Here is a 17,813-nt window from a genome sequence, read left to right as displayed (position 1 = left end):
AAAAACCTTAAAGCATTAGGATGAATAGAAGTACCGAGCCAATGCTAAATGCCGTTTTACCATTGCTTGGCTCTACGATGTCAATTTCTTGAATCTCAGAATAACGAAATTGATTATAAGGTCCTTTAGCTGCCACTCGGATATAAAGCTGCTGCTCTGGCAAGTCGCTAACATCGACCCGAGTATCCCGAGTGGTTCCTTCTTCGATAATACGTTTGAAGTCTCGATCAGAACTTATTTGCCACTGATATTCCGTTGCCATGGCCACTTGACTCCAATAAACACTTAAGGCTTCATCGGACGGCATGCTTTCAGCAATCGGCGTCACTACTGGCTGTTGTGGCAGCTTAACATCAAAACTTGCGGCGACTGAGCTCTTGCCAAAGCCCTGATTATTTCCTGCCGCAACATCCCAGTAATAAGTCCCAGCTGGTAAGCCAGCGGCCAAAGTTTTGCGTGTAGTTGTTAGGATTTCTTCAGTCACCAGACTCTGAAACTGACGATCTTCAGCCAGTCGCCAGCGATAACTGGTCGCATCCGATTTTTCACTCCATTGAAACTCAATCGGTTGGCCCGTTAGATAACTTGACGCCCCTTGCTCTAAGCTAGGACTGGAAGGGACTGGCGATATGACGAATCTATGAGTGCCATTTAAGCCCTGCAAGCCATCGCTATCAATCGCTCTTACTCGAACACTATAAGCTCCCAGCTCAACCTCAGGTAACTCGACTTGATTGCTGCTTAATACCGCCTTATGCGCTAACTTGGTCATTGCAGCATCTTCAAAGAGCTCAAAATAATAGTCTTTGGCACCATCAATCGACTGCCAGGTAAGCGTTACTGGGTGTCCTGGATATTTATCCTGAGCATTCACAAATATCGGTTTTGGTAGCAACGCTTTAGGTTTCGATAACGGCAAATTAGTGGCCGTTTTAATGCCAAAACCCTGTTTTACTGAGGCCCGATTTTCATGCAACTGCACTGCGACGGTTCCTTCGTCCACTTCATTGAACACCACTCCTGGATCCTTGTCATCAACACGAACCCTAAACTCAGTACCACGAACGGTCGCTACGGCTGACGGTGTCTGTACTTCAAAATTAGCGCCCGGACCAATCAACGGCTTAACGCGCCCTTCCGCCGAGCCTTTCATCAAACGCATACGGCTATCGACCATGCCGGTCTCGCCCCATTTAGTTTGAATATCGAACACCAGCTCAGAGTTTTCGCCTAACAGCAGCTTAGAGCCATCAGCGAATAGCAAGGCGACGCTCGAGTCTTTCTCCGTGACTAAGATATCGTCCAATACCAAGGTGTGTTGAAGCGTTAAGGGCTTTTTAATTCCTCGTCGAACAAAATAAACCGAACCATTAATGGCAGTAACATCCACTTCCGCAGGGGCAAACTTGAGGTACTCCATCGGGAATTTTAAGGTCACACCGGGTGGCAACTGACGATCGAGTTGAATATTGTTGTATTTTTGGATTTCTTGAAATTTTAAGGGTTCTTTAAGGTATTTATGTGACAAGCCCCAGATCGTGTCACCTTTACGAACGGTATACAGCCAGTCTTCTGCCACAGACTGTGGCAAAGCCAACACCAACATTACAAATATAGATAAAAGCCAATTCATCGAGCGCAAAGAGCCCATTGCACTATCCTCAATAGATGCTCTCTGTGAGCATTAATGTTATTCAGTTATACCGCGGCAGCACCCGCATCCATTAATTCTTCAAGTCGATAACCATGCTGATAGACCGTCTTGATACGATAGCCGCTTTCAGCTCGAATATTGAGCTTGCGCCGCAAAGAACTGACATGCGCATCGACCGTACGAGTACTGATCTCAGTCTCAATGCCCCAGATGTGCTTAAGAAGGTATTTTCTCGAAAAGAGTCGACCGACATTTTTAAATAGAATCAACGCTAACTCGTATTCCTTAGTGGTTAAGGTCACCGCTTCATCATTCACCAAAATCCTACGGTGTTGCTGATCAACGGTAAAAGGCCCGACCTCAACCTGATCAACATCGTCGAGCAGACCTGCGCGGCGAACCAGCGCATTAAGACGGGCTAGTAACTCAGACCGTCTAAAAGGCTTAACCATGTAATCATCAGCCCCTTTTTCTAAGGCTGCTACAATATCTTGCTCAGCATCTCGGTTGGTCACAAAGAGTACCGGCCCGCGCCAATCCATAAAGGAACGAACGCGCTCTAACGCCTCAATACCCGACATATCGGGCAGTTCCCAATCCAAAATCAGTAAATCAAAATCTTCTACTTTCAATATCTCTAAAAATGATTCCGCATTTTGACAATGCGTACATTGATATCCAGAATCTTGCAAAATCGCCAACAGCGCATCTGCTTGAGTCTGATCATCTTCAAGATAGAGTAGTTTTAAATCTTGGGACATGGTGTCTCCTTCCACGAAAAACCTTTTTATTATTAAGACTATGGTGAGCCGTTAGCTCCAATCTATAATTAGCCCATATATACTATATCCTTTAAAGCTATCAGATTTTAAACAAATGTAAAATGCCTATCGCATTTTTCACTATTTTTGCAATCATTTCACAAAGACATCTGACCAGGCTTGCAAAAAGTAGTTATTTGTTGGTAACTTACTGTAAAATGCGCCAACGTTAAAAAGTTGCTTGTTGCAGCTTAATTTTTAACAGATCACTCGCCAAAACAGGCTTTATGGTCGGTTTGGTGAATTTTATCGTATCTTAAAAGCTTTTAATGACACTATGGCTAAAATACTGCTCATACATGGTCCAAACCTCAACCTGCTCGGTCAGCGAGAAACCGATATTTACGGTGATCTCAGCCTAGAAGCCATCAACATGGCGGCCAAAAAACAGGTTGAAGCGGCTGATATCGAGTTACAAACCTTTCAAAGTAACTCAGAATCAGCGATCGTGGACTGCGTACAGCAAGCAAAAGCCGCTAAAGTGTCGTTAATTGTTATCAATCCAGCAGCTTACACACATACCAGCGTTGCGATACGCGATGCGCTGTTAGCTGTGGAAATACCTTTCATCGAAGTGCACTTGTCTAACCCTCACCGTCGTGAGCCCTTTCGTCACCACTCTTACTTTAGCGACATTGCTGAAGCGGTGGTTGCAGGCTTTGGCGCTGACAGTTACCGCTATGCACTCGATGCTGCTATTAATACCATCACCAATAAAGAAAGTAGGTAGAGATTATGGATTTACGCAAAATTAAAAAACTCATCGAGTTGGTTGAAGAATCAGGTGTCGCTGAGCTTGAAATCCAAGAAGGTGAAGAATCAGTACGCATCTCACGTTCTTCAAGCACTCCAGCGCCAGCACCCATTCAATATGCAGCAGCGCCTCAGCCACAACAGGCTCCAGCCCCAGCAGCGGCTCCGGCTCCAGCGGCTGATGCAGCACCTGCTAAAGAAGAAGTTAGCGGTCACCAGGTTCGTTCACCGATGGTGGGTACTTACTATTCAGCACCGTCACCAGGCGCTAAAGAGTTTGTAGAAGTTGGTCAACAAGTTAAAGCTGGCGACGTTTTGTGTATCGTAGAAGCCATGAAAATGATGAACCAAATTGAAGCTGACGTTTCAGGTACTGTGAAAGCCATTTTGATTTCTAATGGCGAACCTGTCGAATACGACGAGCCAATGTTCATCATCGAGTAAATTCCCTAACGAGTAGGAAATAGTTATGTTAGAAAAAGTGGTCATAGCCAACCGTGGCGAGATCGCCTTGCGCATATTGAGAGCCTGTCGTGAGCTGGGAATTAAAACTGTCGCGGTTCACTCGACGGCTGATGCTGACTTGATGCACGTTCGTCTCGCTGATGAATCAGTGTGTATCGGTCCCGCTTCAGCGACCAACAGCTATCTCAATATTCCAGCGATCATTTCAGCTGCCGAAATCACCGATGCCGTCGGTATCCACCCCGGTTACGGTTTCTTAGCCGAAAATGCTGACTTCGCAGAGCAGGTTGAAAAAAGTGGATTCACTTTCATCGGCCCAAGCGCGGAAGTTATCAACTTAATGGGTGACAAGGTTTCTGCCATCGCAGCGATGAAAAAAGCTGGCGTACCTTGTGTGCCAGGATCGGACGGCCCACTTGGCGATGATGAGAAAGAAAACCTCGCCATGGGTAAACGTATCGGCTACCCAGTCATCATCAAAGCCGCTGGCGGCGGTGGCGGTCGTGGTATGCGTGTCGTTCGCAAAGAAGAAGAGTTGCTTAAAGCTATCTCGCTCACTAAGTCAGAAGCCGGCTCAGTATTCGGTAACGACATGGTGTACATGGAGAAATTCTTAGAAACGCCTCGTCACGTTGAAATTCAAGTACTTGCGGATGGTCACGGCAACGCGATCCACTTGGGTGAACGCGACTGCTCAATGCAACGTCGTCACCAAAAAGTCGTCGAAGAAGCACCAGCTCCAGGCATTACTGACCAAATGCGTAAGCACATTGGTGAGCGATGCGTCCAAGCCTGTAAGCAACTTGGCTACCGCGGCGCCGGTACTTTCGAGTTCTTGTACGAAAAAGGTGAGTTTTACTTTATCGAAATGAACACTCGTGTTCAGGTAGAGCACCCGGTTTCAGAGCTTATCTCTGGTGTCGATATCATCAAAGAGCAACTGCGTATTGCCAGCAATCAACCGCTTTCCTTTAAGCAGGAAGACATCCAGCTCAAAGGTCACGCGATCGAGTGCCGTATCAACGCTGAAGATCCTGATACCTTCATTCCGTCTCCAGGCGTCATCAAGCGTTTCCACGCTCCCGGTGGCCCAGGTATCCGTATCGACTCACACATTTATGCGTCGTATAAAGTACCACCTTACTACGATTCAATGATCGGTAAGCTGATTACTTATGGCGAAACCCGTGAAGTCGCGATCCAACGTATGCAGATGGCTTTAGAAGAAATCGTGATTGACGGTATTAAAACCAACATACCGCTGCAAAAGCGAATTCTAGCCGACGCCAACTTCCAAAAAGGTGGAACCAACATCCACTACTTGGAACAGCATATGTTCGGTGATAAAGAGTAAGTGTCTTAAACAATCAGTAAAAAGCCGGCAAATGCCGGCTTTTTTGAGGCTAAAACATATTGAATAGACTAGAAATAGTTCAGAAAATTCATGATACCTTCCAGCTAAAAGGGCTTATAGACCTACACAAGCTCGAAGATCAGCCCTACATTCTTGAGGAATGTAGTGATGCGGACGTTGAAACTTACATCGCTCAGATAATGATTTATTGCTTGGACTGCACGAAGTCTGAGGATGAGCCATTTATTTTTAGCCAGCTCATGTTTTACTTAAATGAACTAAGCAAGTGCAAAAACACTGATGTTCAACACCTGAGTACTTTTCGTAATATGGAGCCGGAAAAACAAGGTTTAGTTATACAGTTCCTACAGCATATGCATGAGCACTCTAAATTTATCATTCAAAATGACCGGTTAAGGATAAACAAGATCATCAAGCGGCTCAATTCTCAACTGTAACTTCAGAACCCCATAGACAATTCAAGCTCCATAAGATTGAGCTGAAGAGTGAGCAAGTCATAGTAATTCAAAACAGGACGTTTTGAATAGTGACATACAGGCCATGGATGGAATGTATGTCACGGTACGTTAAGTGACTTGGTTACTATGAAGGAAACCGAGCAAAGCGAGGTCTCAATATTGGGATGCCCTTCTTTTGGTTACTTTTCTTAGGCACGTAAGAAAAGTAACTCGCAGAAAAGCGAAACAAGTAGCCAAAGAAAAATCCCGATTAGTAGTTCCCCACCTTTCCCCTTATAATACCCCCCAAATTGCAAAACCTTAATATCCCCATGGCTTGGATCCAGCTTAAATTCGACTACAAACACTCTGATGCAGACACTTTAAGTGATCATCTGATGGAGCTTGGCGCACTTGCGGTGACTTTCCTTGATGCCGAAGATAAGCCCATTCTTGAGCCTTTGCCGGGTGAAACGCCGTTGTGGGAACATTTAATCGTGTTAGCGTTATTTGATGCTGAAACCGACACCGCGATGATGGATAATTTATTGAAGCATAGCGACTTTTATCAGCACTTTGGCGACAGTTACGAGTGGGAAATTATTCGCGATCAGGATTGGGAGCGAAGCTGGATGGATAATTTTAAGCCCATGCAGTTTGGGAAGCGGGTTTGGATTGTGCCGAGTTGGTGCGACACGCCTGAGCCTGATGCAGTGAATATTAAACTCGATCCTGGCTTGGCTTTTGGTACGGGAACTCACCCGACAACCTCCCTCTGTCTGCAATGGCTCGATGGCGCGGACTTAGATGGTAAAACGGTGATCGATTATGGCTGTGGTTCGGGCATTCTCGCCATCGCGGCATTATTGCTAGGCGCCGAAAAGGTCTACGCTGTGGACATCGATCCGCAGGCTATCGAAGCGACTAAACAAAACCTGGAGCGAAACAATATTCACAGCGAGCGGTTGGTTTTAGGACTACCGGATCAGGTGGAGCTACCGCAGGCAGACATTCTCGTCGCTAATATTTTAGCGGAACCCTTGCGCCAGTTGGCAGAATCTATTGCAAACTCAGTGCAAAGCGGCGGAAATCTGGTATTATCGGGGCTGCTCGAAAGTCAGGCTGAAGAATTAAAACAGCTTTACAGTCAATGGTTTGCCATGGATCCTGTGGCACTTGAAGAAGACTGGGCTCGACTGTCAGGGCAGAAGCTTTCCGCATCATAGAAATAATAAAACGATTCTTGATTTGGCTTGATGATTGAATAACGCATTATGAGTGAAACCTTTTTAACCAATTGCCCGCACTGCAAATCAGTGTTTAAACTACGTCGGGAGCACCTCGAAGTTGCTTCGGGACACGTACGCTGTGGTAATTGTCATTCGTTATTTTTAGCCACGGACTCGCTAGTGTCGCTTGATAAGGAAAGCCAAAAAGCCCAAATGTCGGAGACGGTTGAAGAGGCTGAAGATCAAATCGTCTCGAAATCGATTCCTGAGCTGACAGAAATCGATAAGTCAGAGCACTATCAGCTTAAGGTCGACGAGGAAGGAGAAGCGATACATCATTCCCATACCTTGAAGTGGCTTTTCTATGGCCTAGCCAGCTTAATCCTAATATACCTTGCTCTTTGGTTCCTGTACCTATGGCCAAATAAAAATACCTTAGCTCAAGATCCTAGCTGGCGCTCGGTTTACCAAGCATCCTGCTCAGTCTTTGGCTGTCAGCTAGCGCCACGCCAAGATATTGCACAGTACCGCGTCAATGCCATCGAAGTAAACATGACACGTAATGGTCAGAAAGAAGTGAGTATGGTGCTTAAAAATGTCGCTAACTTCGCTCAACCTTACCCTAAAGTGCGCGTTATCTTAAGTGACATTAAGGGCAATCAGTTTCCAAGCCCAATCTACAAACCTCAACATTACTTACCTGAACTGAATCACAACGATCTAATCAAACCGGAACAATCGGTTCATATCGCTTTTACCTTTACCAACGAAATTACCGACTACAGCGGCTATCAGGTAGAGCTTGTAAAATAAGCCTTGTGGTTTCATGGGCTTAGATATTGGCGGTAGATTGTCAAGCAAAATATTGATGATTTTTTAAACAATTTTCGTTCAAAAGCTGATCAAAAAAGTGTATGATCGGCGACCTTAAATTTGAACCTACAGTGTAAATCCTAAGCGTCTGACTGATCTGTGTCGAGATTGCTCGTAAAATTGAGCGATCAATGAGAGAGGTTTTGTCGACGATATTAGGAAGCGGTCGGAACCATGCAAATTGCTCAATACAAACTCGATAATCCGTTAATTCTTGCCCCGATGGCAGGCGTTACTGATCGTCCGTTTCGATTGTTGTGCAAAGAGCTCGGAGCTGGCATGACAGTCTCTGAGATGATTGCTTCAAACCCTAAACTGTGGAATACCAAGAAAAGCCTGATGCGAAGCGATCATGCAGGCGAACCGGGTATTCGTTCGGTTCAAATTGCTGGCGCAGAACCTGAGATGATGGCTCAAGCGGCTCAACACAATGTTGAGAATGGTGCTGAGATTATCGATATCAACATGGGTTGCCCAGCTAAAAAAGTGTGTAAAAAAGCCGCTGGCTCCGCGCTACTGCAATATCCTGACTTAGTTGAAGACATCATTAAGGCAGTGGTCAATGCGGTCGAGGTGCCGGTGACGCTAAAAATAAGAACAGGTTGGAATCCTGATAATCGCAATGGTGTCGATATTGCGAAAATTGCGCAAGACAACGGTATTCAGGCGCTGGCTGTCCATGGCAGAACCCGCGCTTGTAAGTATCAAGGCTTCGCTGAGTACGACACAATTGCAGCGATCAAGCAGGCGATTGAAATTCCTGTGATTGCGAATGGTGATATCACCAGCCCGGAAAAAGCTAAGTTTGTACTGGAGTATACCGGTGCTGACGCTTTGATGGTTGGTCGAGGGGCACAGGGGAACCCTTGGATATTCCGTGAGATTTGGCACTATTTGCAAACGGGCGAGTTCCTAGAGTCACCAAGCATTGAGGAAGTTCGCAACGTGATGATTCGTCACGTTAAAGGTCTCCACCAGTTTTACGGTGATCACATGGGACCCAAAATTGCTCGAAAGCATGTTTCTTGGTATTTGCAAGAACAGGCTGATAGTAAAGAATTCCGCAGTACCTTTAATCGTATTGATGAGGGTGCTGAGCAGATAGACGTTTTAAACCTTTATTTTGAACAAAAGCAACAGGCTAAAGCAGCATGACAATTTTTGACACGACAACCAACAACCAAGCAGCGCTTAATCAAGCGAGTTCGCAAAGCGATACTGCGAGTTTCCAATCTAACCCGACATTGCGTGAGCACGTTGCCATTTCAATGCAACAATACCTTAAGCAAATGCAAGGTCAGCCTTTAAACGACGTTTATGACTTGGTGTTATCTCAAGTTGAAGAACCTCTTCTGCGTGCCATCATGGAGCACACTCGTAACAATCAGACGAAAGCCGCAAAAGTTCTAGGTCTTAACCGTGGTACTTTGCGCAAAAAGTTAAAACGTTACAACTTACTGTAAAATCGACCAATTAAAATAAGGGTTCTGAACACTGTTTACCACAGTCGGAACCCTTAATTTTTAAGGAGCTACAACATGTCAAACTATCGTCCGGTGAAACGTGCCCTGATCAGCGTTTCTGATAAAACTGGAGTAGTTGAATTCGCCAAAGCACTTACCAACAAAGGTGTTGAAATTCTTTCAACTGGCGGTACTGCAAAACTTTTACGCGACAATGATATTACAGTAACGGACGTTGCTGATTACACGGGCTTTCCTGAGATGATGGATGGCCGAGTGAAGACCCTACATCCTAAAGTGCACGGTGCGATTCTTGGTCGTCGTGGCATGGATGACGAGGTTATGACTGAGCACGGCATTATCGGTATTGATATGGTCGTGGTTAACCTCTACCCGTTCGAAAGCACTATTTCTAAAAGCGACTCGACGCTTGAAGATGCGATTGAAAACATCGATATCGGCGGACCAACCATGGTTCGTTCTGCCGCTAAAAATCATCAAGACGTCACTATCGTTGTTGAAAATGAAGATTTTGACTTAGTGGCACAGCAAATCGAAGACAAAGGCGCCGTGGATAAAGAAACTCGCTTCCGTCTTGCCGCTAAAGCGTTTGCGCACACTGCGCGATACGATGCTGCGATTTCAAACTACCTTGGCGTGCAAGCTGCTGAAGATAACAGCGACTTCCCGCCAACCTATTCTGTGCAATACAAAAAAGCACAAGACATGCGTTACGGTGAGAACCCACATCAAAACTCAGCGTTTTATGTGGAGCACAACCCTAATGAAGCCAGCGTTTCAACAGCAAAACAGTTACAAGGCAAAGAATTGTCTTACAACAATATTGCTGATACCGATTCGGCGCTTGAGTGCGTCAAAAGCTTTGAAGAGCCTGCCTGCGTCATCGTTAAGCATGCTAATCCGTGTGGCGTCGCTATCGCTGACACCATCGGTCAAGCCTACGATTTGGCCTTCGCAACGGACCCAACCTCAGCATTCGGTGGCATTATCGCTTTCAACCGCGAGTTGGACGCTGAAACGGCAAAAGCGATTGTTGATCGTCAATTCGTCGAAGTGATTATTGCACCAAGCATCAACAATGCAGCGAAAAGCATTGTTGCGGAAAAGAAGAACATTCGTTTACTGGAGTGTGGTCAATGGGAACAAGCGGTTCCAGCCTACGACTACAAGCGTGTTAACGGCGGCTTATTAATTCAAGACCGTGACTTGGGCATGGTCTTCGAAGATGATTTACGCATCGTGACTAAGCGCCAGCCTAGTGAAGAAGAGATGCGCGATCTATTATTCAGCTGGAAAGTTGCGAAGTTTGTTAAATCAAACGCCATTGTTTACTGCAAAAACGGTCAGACAATTGGTGTTGGTGCAGGCCAAATGAGCCGTGTTTATAGTGCTAAAATCGCCGGCATTAAAGCGGCAGATGAAAACTTAGAAGTTCGTGGCTCAGTCATGGCATCCGACGCGTTCTTCCCATTCCGCGATGGTATTGACGCCGCTGCAGAAGCTGGTATCACCGCTGTCATTCAGCCGGGTGGCTCGATTCGCGATGATGAAATCATTGAAGCGGCTAACGAAAATGACATGGCCATGGTGTTCACTGGCATGCGTCATTTCCGCCATTAAGACTGACGATTAGGAGCGAGATAATGAATGTATTAATTATCGGTAGCGGTGGTCGTGAACACGCGTTGGCGTGGAAAGCGGCACAGTCAGAGAAGGTCGAGAAAGTCTTTGTCGCCCCCGGAAACGCGGGATCAGCGCTTGAAGATAAGGTTGAGAACGTTGCGATAGGCGTTGAAGCCATTGATGAGCTGGTAGCCTTTGCTAAAGACAACCAGGTCGAACTGACCATTGTTGGCCCGGAAGCGCCGCTCGTTATCGGCGTGGTCGACTCATTCACTAACGCCGGTTTGAAGTGCTTTGGCCCAACCAAAGGTGCGGCACAGCTTGAAGGTTCTAAAGCCTTCACGAAAGATTTCTTGGCGCGTCACCAGATCCCAACAGCGGCTTACCAAAACTTCACCGATATCGAGCCAGCAAAAGCTTATGTTCGCCAAATGGGTACCCCTATTGTGATCAAAGCTGATGGCCTAGCGGCGGGTAAAGGCGTGATTATTGCGCAAACCGAAGCAGAAGCCGATGCAGCGATCGACGACATGCTGGCTGGCAACAAATTTGGCGATGCCGGTCACCGCGTAGTGATTGAAGAGTTTTTACAAGGCGAAGAAGCGAGCTTCATCGTCATGGTCGATGGCAAAAACATTCTTCCATTGGCTTCGTCTCAGGATCACAAGGCTCGTGACAATGACGACAAAGGCCCGAATACTGGTGGCATGGGCGCTTATTCTCCAGCACCCGTGGTTACTGCTGAAATGCACGACCGCATCATGCAACAAGTCATAGTGCCAACGGTTGAAGGCATGGCTGCTGAAGGTCACCCTTACACAGGTTTCCTTTACGCAGGCGTCATGATCGATGCTGCTGGTGTACCTAAAGTGCTTGAATACAACTGCCGCTTTGGCGATCCAGAAACGCAACCCATCATGAGTCGCTTGAACTCTGACTTGGTTGAGCTTTGCTTAACAGCGATTGATGGCAAGCTGGACACAGCCACTGCGGACTGGGACCCGCGTGCAGCGATTGGTGTTGTCATGGCAGCTGGTGGTTACCCCGACAGCTACCCGAAGGGCGATATTATTTCAGGTCTCGATGCAGTGAATGATATCAACACAATCGGTAAAGTCTTTCACGCTGGGACTGCTGAAAAAGACGGCAATATCGTGACCAACGGTGGTCGTGTGGTTTGTGTCGTAGCCCTTGGTGACAACGTTACCGAGGCTCAACAAAAAGCCTACCAAGCAGTCGATAAAATTAGCTGGGATAAAGTTTATTATCGAACGGATATTGGCCACAGAGCGATTGCTCGTGAGCAGTAACTCTGCCACTGTCATACCGCGGCTTGACCGCGGTATCCCGTATCTTTGAAACACTCCTAAGAGAGCTCTCTAGATTCCGGCTCAAAGGCCGGAATGACTTTTCTCTTTTCTTCTTTTCTTTCCACAAGCTTCTGCTTTCTCTTGATCGATTTTCTTGAAACGATTCATTACAGATTCAGTTTAATTCGATACACTATTCAATACATTGGTCATGCTACACTATTATTGGAATAACAAGGACTTACGGGTTTCATCGTGCAGAATACGGCAGCGCCAAAAAAATCACTACTCAAAACCATCGCCAAATATCTACTAGGCTTCTTACCCCTATTAATTATCGCCTTGGGAATTGCCTATTGGACAGCCCCTTCATGGGTTCCGGGCCAAGTACAAAAATTCCTGCCGCCTTCAATTAAACTACAAAACCTTGAGTTTAAGCGCCCGGGATTAAGCTCTACCGACATTGATCAATTGGTCTTAACTCTCGGTGATCGCGGTGAAGGTACGGAGTATCGAGTTGCTTTAGAGCAAGTGAATCTCGGTTATTCATTATGGCAGCGTAAGTTAACCTCTATTAGCGCTCAAAGCGCTGAAGTTCAGTGGCCAAAATCATCCTCCGACTCATCCACTCGTGAGGCGTTATCCGCTATTCCTCTGCCGCAACTACCGGTCACTGACATTCATGTGAAACAACTCACGCTGAGCGGTTTAACCGTACAGGATCTGATAGCCAAAGAGATCCGCTTGCGTGATAGTGAACAAGCCATGAGTATCAATACTCAAGTGCATTTTCTGGATAAAATTTTCTCGGTGGCGTTAACCGCTAAAAGGCGTCATCAAAGTGTTAACCAGCTTGAGCTAAAGCTTTCACAAGGAAGTAATCAATTAACACTAAATGCCACGCCAAAAACCCTCAAAGACTGGACCTTTACCACGGACGGACGCATCGATCTTAATCAGTTTTTTTACTCCCCCGGACTCGAGCCGATGACGTTTGAGCTAGCCGGTGGTTTAAAGCAGGATCGCGTCATAAACCTAACCTTAAACCCTAATAGCCGCATTTCTACTGGCATTAATGCAAACACTCTAGAACTGACGCCTCAGCTGCAAGCTCTCCTCAAGGGATATAACATAAAGACCAACGTGGATACCTTTGAGCCACGTTATAGCGTCATGATGTCGTCATCAGAAATTACCTCGATTAACTATTACCCCTCAGGCAATAAGCTCGAAATGCCACAAGGCTTGCTGGAGGTTCATGCGACTAATCCCGCAGTCACCACCAAGCTCACCGTAGCAAGTCTCGAGCTTGACTTAGATCAGCCATTAACCGCTAAGATGCAGCAGTTTGAATCAGCGATTGAAATTGATGTGAAAGGCTTGAATGCCGAACTCAATGCACCCGAGCACAAATCCAGTAGTAATAATATTCGGATGTCAGCCCAGTCTGATGCCTCATTAGCAAACTCTCTATTAAAGCTCGATAACACTACCGCTCACGTTAGCCTTGGCACGGTTGATTATCGTGGCAAGAACTCCACCGCGAGCATTGCCCAAAATACATGGGATATCAAAGGACTTGCACACTTAAGCTTTAGCCCTGACAAAATCACTCAGCATGAATGGACTCTCTTAAGCACAAAAGCCTTTAACAGCGCGCTCAACTTAGACAATGAGCAATTTGTCGCTACTGGTATTTGGCCAAAACTACACTTCATCCAGAACACAAAAAATCCAACCGGAAAACTTACCGGAAACTACCAGGTAGCAGACCTATCGCTCAAACAGCAACCCCTTAACTTAAATAGCCTTAAAGGAAATATTGAATTTGTTCCAAGCAAAGATCCTCATGGTCACCTATCTTTCGCTAACGCCAAGTACAACAGCCAACAGATTGGCGTTAACAGTATTGCTGGGGAGTTAGATTGGCGCAAAAAAACGCAAAGCTTTGCTGCACAAGGCCTGCTGAAACACCAAAACTCCAAGGTTCCTTTCACTTACCAATTTGACTTGAAAAACTCGCGACACAATCTCAAAGTGAAGCAGTCATCGCTGCCCGTCTCTACCGTGACCAGCTGGGTCAATACACTAAAAAATTACCCGCAACTTAGCTTTAGTTCCGGACAACTAGAAATAGACTCATTAGACGGTGACCCAATCGGCCTCTTGTTTGACGGAAAAATTAAACTGGATAATTTCAACCTGAACTATGACGAGTTTTACGTCAAGAATTGGACCATTGAAGATTCTTTGACCTCAAGCTCCAAGCTTGGCGGTACTCTAAAGAGTCACATTGATAGCATTGAGTTAGCGACGGATATAGCCATCACCGACATCTCCTTTTTAATGCCGCATACGATTAACAGCTTAGTCGTCACCAATTTTAAAGGTAACCTACTCAAAGGGCAGCTTGAGATCCCCCAGCTGTCAATTAACGAACAAGGTGTCTCACCGTTCACCGCCTACCTAAAGTCGATTGATATTGGAGCTTTACTAAGCAGGCTAAAAAGTGAAAAGTTAACCCTAACAGGACGGTTTGATTTCACCTTACCGCTCAACATTTCGGATAGGGGCCAACAAATCACCAACGGCAAGTTTAAAGCACTTACGGAAGGTGTTCTCCAGTTAAAATCCGAGAAAGGTAAGGATGCCAATATTGCTTTCCAAGCACTAGAGAACTTCCGCTACAAAGAGTTCTCCGGCACGATCAATTACACCCTCGACGGTGACTATGTTATCGAGCTCAATATCCTTGGTTCAAATCCTAATTTGTACAATGGCTTTCCGATCAAGCTTGATCTGACCTTGCGCGGAAAACTACCGGAAATGCTCTACGCCATGATCATCAGCGGCGATATGACTAAGCCCATTTTGGATGACTTGCAGCAAAAACAAATTCTCAACATTCAGCAATAATTCATGTTATTGTTCTAAAATAAACGCTATCGTCAATCGAAAGATTATTAAGTAGCCTTTAACTAAAAAGGAACTGGTTATGACCAAGATAACAAATCTCGCTTTGAGCGTATCTTGTGCAGCCCTACTCGCATTGAGTGGATGCACCGTTAAGCTGGAAGCACCGGACAAGCCGATTCATATTATTGGTGATTTCACCATTAAACATGAAATCGTGGTCAAGGTAGAAAAAGCCCTTGATAAAGCGTTAACCGAAGAGTCTGGCTTGTTCTAGACACTTCAACGAACCGAATAACCAAGGACATTTGATTATCAACTGCCTAACATTAGGTAACGAATCAGGTGAAGAATTAGGAGAGTAAAATGAAGACTCTAACAAAAATCACAGTAACCATTGCAAGTGCTTTGCTATTAACAGCTCAAGCTTTCGCTGCTAACTTGGGGCAACTCAAGGATGAAGGCGTCGTCGGCGAGCTATCTAACGGTTATGTTGGCATCGTTACACCAAGCAAAGCAACGCCAGCGGCTAAAGCTTTAGTCGAAGACGTTAACGATAAGCGTCGTCAAATCTATGCCGACCAAGCGAAGCAAAACAACAAGACGTTAGCAGAAATTGAAGCGATTGCTGCGCGCCGCAACATTGACCGCACTCAGTCAGGTCACTACGTCAAGTTAAACGGCGCTTGGCAGAAAAAGTAGTCCGTCACTCCTGAAAGTTCAGGATGATTAAAACCAACGTTTTTAAGCGTCTATTTTGGAGCCGTTTGGGTCACACTCAGGCGGCTTTCTTGTTCATCACACCACATGGTTAGCTTAGTAAAGCTATCAAGCCTCTGATAGTCCGGGTGTCTAAACCGAATATAATCAACCAGCGCAACGGTGTTAATTGACAGAACCTCAAACTGCTTGGGGAAACTCGCTAAGTGTTTTTGCAAATAGCCCAAGCCGCGATCAAGCGCCCCATAAAACCGCTCTTGCCAAAACTCCGACTGTCCCTCACCGCGCATTTTATCTTGCTGTAAAGCGACCGCCGTATCCATTAACCCACGAGTCAGCGAATAGAGCGTTTTAAGCTGCCAATCTTTGTTTACTGCTGCAAATAACTCCTTGTCACCATCAGCCTTTGCATCCAAATACTCAGCAATAACCTGACTATCAAAAATAGCCATGCCCTTATCATCAATCAAGCAAGGCACCTTACACAAAGGGTTTGCGTCCAACAGCTCCTGCGGGTTATCAAAAGGATGGTGCGCAACCTCTTCAACCTGCCCAGTCAGTCCTAATTCTCTAACCACCATTCTTGCCGTTCTGGCATACGGCGATGCCTCTGAGTAGATCAATTTCATGATAAATCCTATTAGTTTGCTTTTACTGCACGCTCGTTAGCCCAGGCGCGCAGCGCTGTAATTTTTTCAGCCATAACCACAGACAACGGCTTGGTTTGACGAACTTCATCGACAATCATGTCTGTGGTTAACGAACTGTCCTGATAATGCGCGGCATACAAGCCAGCGACTATAGCCTGCTCAATCTCTGCGCCACTGAAACCTTCCGTTATCTCGGAAAGCGTAACCAAGTCAAAGTTCACTCCTGATTGCTCACGCTTTTCTAAATGAATTCTAAAAATCTCTTGTCGCGCCACGGCATCGGGCAAATCCACAAAAAACAATTCATCAAAGCGGCCTTTGCGAATCAACTCCGGCGGTAACGCACTAATATCGTTCGCCGTCGCCACAAAAAATACCGGCGCATCATTCTCTTGCATAAAGGTGAGCAAGGTCCCCAGCATCCGCTTAGATGTTCCGCCATCGCTGTCCGAGGTGCTTAACCCTTTTTCAATCTCATCGAGCCATAAAACGCAGGGTGACATGGTCTGCGATAGTTTCAACGCCTCACGCAAGTTCTTCTCACTTTCACCGTGCCACTTGTTATACAGAGCACCAAAATCAAGCCGCAACAGCGGCACTTCCCACATCCCAGCAACTGCTTTTGCAGCCAATGACTTACCGCTGCCTTGAACCCCCATCAGCAGAATGCCTTTAGGAATATCCAGTCCCATATTTTGTAGAGCTGGATCTTTGTCACTTAAAAAGACTTTCTGTCGCAGCTGGAGCCACTTTTTAAGGTTGGTCATACCGCCAACTTCTGCAAAGTGCGCCGTCTCATACTCGTAATGAACCGCTCCATCGAGATCGAGCAACTTATAACGCGCCTGATTCACTTCCTCGACTTCGCCTTGCGAGATAACGCCGTCATCATAAATGAGGTTTCTTACCATCTGCTCAGCGTCGGCCCAAGTCAGTCCGCGTAAGTTTTTGACCAACCTTGCTAATAACTTCTTATCCGTGCGCACACGCTTGTCTGGATTTTTCACCCCCCAGCGAGTGGCTTCCTTGCGGATGATGACTTCCAACTCCGCTTCATCAGGGAGCTTTAAATTGAATGAACGCGATACTCTTTTTAATTCGTCGGGAAGCGTAACCTTATGACTGACCAGAATGATCGTCTGCTTATGTTCAGCATAAGACAAGGCAATATCTCGTAACAGTCGTGTGTTTTGTGGGTGCTCGGCATTGACGAAAGGATGCATATCGAACAAGACATACAGCCCTTCCCGCTCCATGCGCTTAATATGTGATAAACAGCCTTCAGCAGTGCTAGTGTCTTTTAACGCCGCAAAGTGCTGCCCCTCAACTTCTAAACGACGCAAGCCCTCCGTCAGGTGCCACCCAAAAACAGGTTTATTGATATTGAGGGCCACTTGGTTGATCAGCTGCATTGCACGATTCTCTTCGTGGGTCTCAATCACCAATATCGGATTCTTAGACCGAATCAGAATATGCAGGTCGTTTTGTTCAGTAATGCTCGCCATG

Annotated in this window: 16 protein-coding genes; 12 read left to right on the top strand and 4 right to left on the bottom strand. The window is 46.0% G+C overall.

What is annotated here, in order from left to right; translation table 11 throughout:
• Window positions 1-7 precede the first annotated feature (7 nt).
• Entirely contained in the window at window positions 8-1,651 is a 1,644-nt protein-coding gene (locus tag ABD943_RS07315; protein WP_345292530.1) for a FecR family protein, read from the bottom strand.
• 47 nt (window positions 1,652-1,698) lie between these two features.
• Window positions 1,699-2,415 carry a response regulator transcription factor gene (locus ABD943_RS07310; RefSeq protein ID WP_345292529.1) on the bottom strand — a complete coding sequence of 239 codons (717 nt, stop codon included), beginning with the start codon at window positions 2,413-2,415 and terminating at the stop codon, window positions 1,699-1,701.
• 337 nt (window positions 2,416-2,752) lie between these two features.
• Between ABD943_RS07310 and aroQ the strand changes: the two genes are divergently transcribed.
• The 12 genes from aroQ to ABD943_RS07250 all read left to right on the top strand — a co-directional run bounded on the left by aroQ (window position 2,753) and on the right by ABD943_RS07250 (window position 15,639).
• Window positions 2,753-3,205 carry a type II 3-dehydroquinate dehydratase gene (aroQ, locus tag ABD943_RS07305; RefSeq protein ID WP_345292528.1) on the top strand — a complete coding sequence of 151 codons (453 nt, stop codon included), beginning with the start codon at window positions 2,753-2,755 and terminating at the stop codon, window positions 3,203-3,205.
• Between the two features lie 5 nt (window positions 3,206-3,210).
• Window positions 3,211-3,672, top strand: a complete 462-nt coding sequence (gene accB / locus ABD943_RS07300; protein ID WP_345292527.1) for an acetyl-CoA carboxylase biotin carboxyl carrier protein — start codon at window positions 3,211-3,213, stop codon at window positions 3,670-3,672.
• 25 nt (window positions 3,673-3,697) lie between these two features.
• Window positions 3,698-5,047: an acetyl-CoA carboxylase biotin carboxylase subunit gene (gene accC, locus ABD943_RS07295; RefSeq protein WP_345292526.1), complete on the top strand. Its 1,350-nt coding sequence runs from the start codon at window positions 3,698-3,700 to the stop codon at window positions 5,045-5,047.
• A 790-nt stretch (window positions 5,048-5,837) separates the two neighbouring features.
• A complete protein-coding gene (gene prmA, locus ABD943_RS07290) occupies window positions 5,838-6,731 on the top strand; it encodes a 50S ribosomal protein L11 methyltransferase (protein WP_345292525.1) in 894 nt (297 codons plus the stop codon).
• Between the two features lie 48 nt (window positions 6,732-6,779).
• Window positions 6,780-7,547 carry a zinc-ribbon and DUF3426 domain-containing protein gene (locus ABD943_RS07285; RefSeq protein WP_345292524.1) on the top strand — a complete coding sequence of 256 codons (768 nt, stop codon included), beginning with the start codon at window positions 6,780-6,782 and terminating at the stop codon, window positions 7,545-7,547.
• Window positions 7,548-7,781: 234 nt separating this feature from the next.
• On the top strand, window positions 7,782-8,762 hold the full coding sequence (dusB, locus tag ABD943_RS07280; RefSeq protein WP_345292523.1) for a tRNA dihydrouridine synthase DusB: 981 nt from the start codon (window positions 7,782-7,784) through the stop codon (window positions 8,760-8,762).
• Window positions 8,759-9,070 carry a DNA-binding transcriptional regulator Fis gene (gene fis / locus ABD943_RS07275; RefSeq protein ID WP_345292522.1) on the top strand — a complete coding sequence of 104 codons (312 nt, stop codon included), beginning with the start codon at window positions 8,759-8,761 and terminating at the stop codon, window positions 9,068-9,070. Before dusB ends, fis begins: the two co-directional genes overlap by 4 nt.
• Window positions 9,071-9,145: 75 nt before the next feature.
• Window positions 9,146-10,711: a bifunctional phosphoribosylaminoimidazolecarboxamide formyltransferase/IMP cyclohydrolase gene (purH, locus tag ABD943_RS07270; protein ID WP_345292521.1), complete on the top strand. Its 1,566-nt coding sequence runs from the start codon at window positions 9,146-9,148 to the stop codon at window positions 10,709-10,711.
• A gap of 23 nt (window positions 10,712-10,734) precedes the next feature.
• The gene (purD, locus tag ABD943_RS07265; RefSeq protein ID WP_345292520.1) at window positions 10,735-12,024 is read left to right on the top strand and encodes a phosphoribosylamine--glycine ligase; all 1,290 of its coding nucleotides are present in this window, start codon (window positions 10,735-10,737) and stop codon (window positions 12,022-12,024) included.
• 255 nt (window positions 12,025-12,279) lie between these two features.
• Window positions 12,280-14,940 (top strand): intermembrane phospholipid transport protein YdbH family protein, encoded by a 2,661-nt coding sequence (locus tag ABD943_RS07260; protein WP_345292519.1) that lies wholly within the window; start codon window positions 12,280-12,282, stop codon window positions 14,938-14,940.
• 79 nt (window positions 14,941-15,019) lie between these two features.
• Window positions 15,020-15,214 carry a YnbE family lipoprotein gene (locus ABD943_RS07255; RefSeq protein ID WP_345292518.1) on the top strand — a complete coding sequence of 65 codons (195 nt, stop codon included), beginning with the start codon at window positions 15,020-15,022 and terminating at the stop codon, window positions 15,212-15,214.
• A gap of 89 nt (window positions 15,215-15,303) precedes the next feature.
• Entirely contained in the window at window positions 15,304-15,639 is a 336-nt protein-coding gene (locus ABD943_RS07250) for a YdbL family probable chaperone protein (protein WP_345292517.1), read from the top strand.
• A 50-nt stretch (window positions 15,640-15,689) separates the two neighbouring features.
• Here the strand turns inward: ABD943_RS07250 and ABD943_RS07245 are convergent, their stop codons facing one another.
• Together ABD943_RS07245 and ABD943_RS07240 are read right to left on the bottom strand one after the other, a co-directional pair.
• The gene (locus tag ABD943_RS07245; RefSeq protein WP_345292516.1) at window positions 15,690-16,286 is read right to left on the bottom strand and encodes a glutathione S-transferase; all 597 of its coding nucleotides are present in this window, start codon (window positions 16,284-16,286) and stop codon (window positions 15,690-15,692) included.
• Window positions 16,287-16,297: 11 nt separating this feature from the next.
• On the bottom strand, window positions 16,298-17,812 hold the full coding sequence (locus tag ABD943_RS07240) for an AAA family ATPase (protein ID WP_345292515.1): 1,515 nt from the start codon (window positions 17,810-17,812) through the stop codon (window positions 16,298-16,300).
• Between the last annotated feature and the right edge of the window lies 1 nt (window position 17,813).

Origin of the sequence: Kangiella marina (assembly GCF_039541235.1) — a bacterium.
Classification (GTDB): domain Bacteria; phylum Pseudomonadota; class Gammaproteobacteria; order Enterobacterales; family Kangiellaceae; genus Kangiella; species Kangiella marina.
The sequence above is the reverse complement of the archived record's forward strand: the minus strand, read 5'-3'. Positions and strand labels throughout refer to the sequence as shown.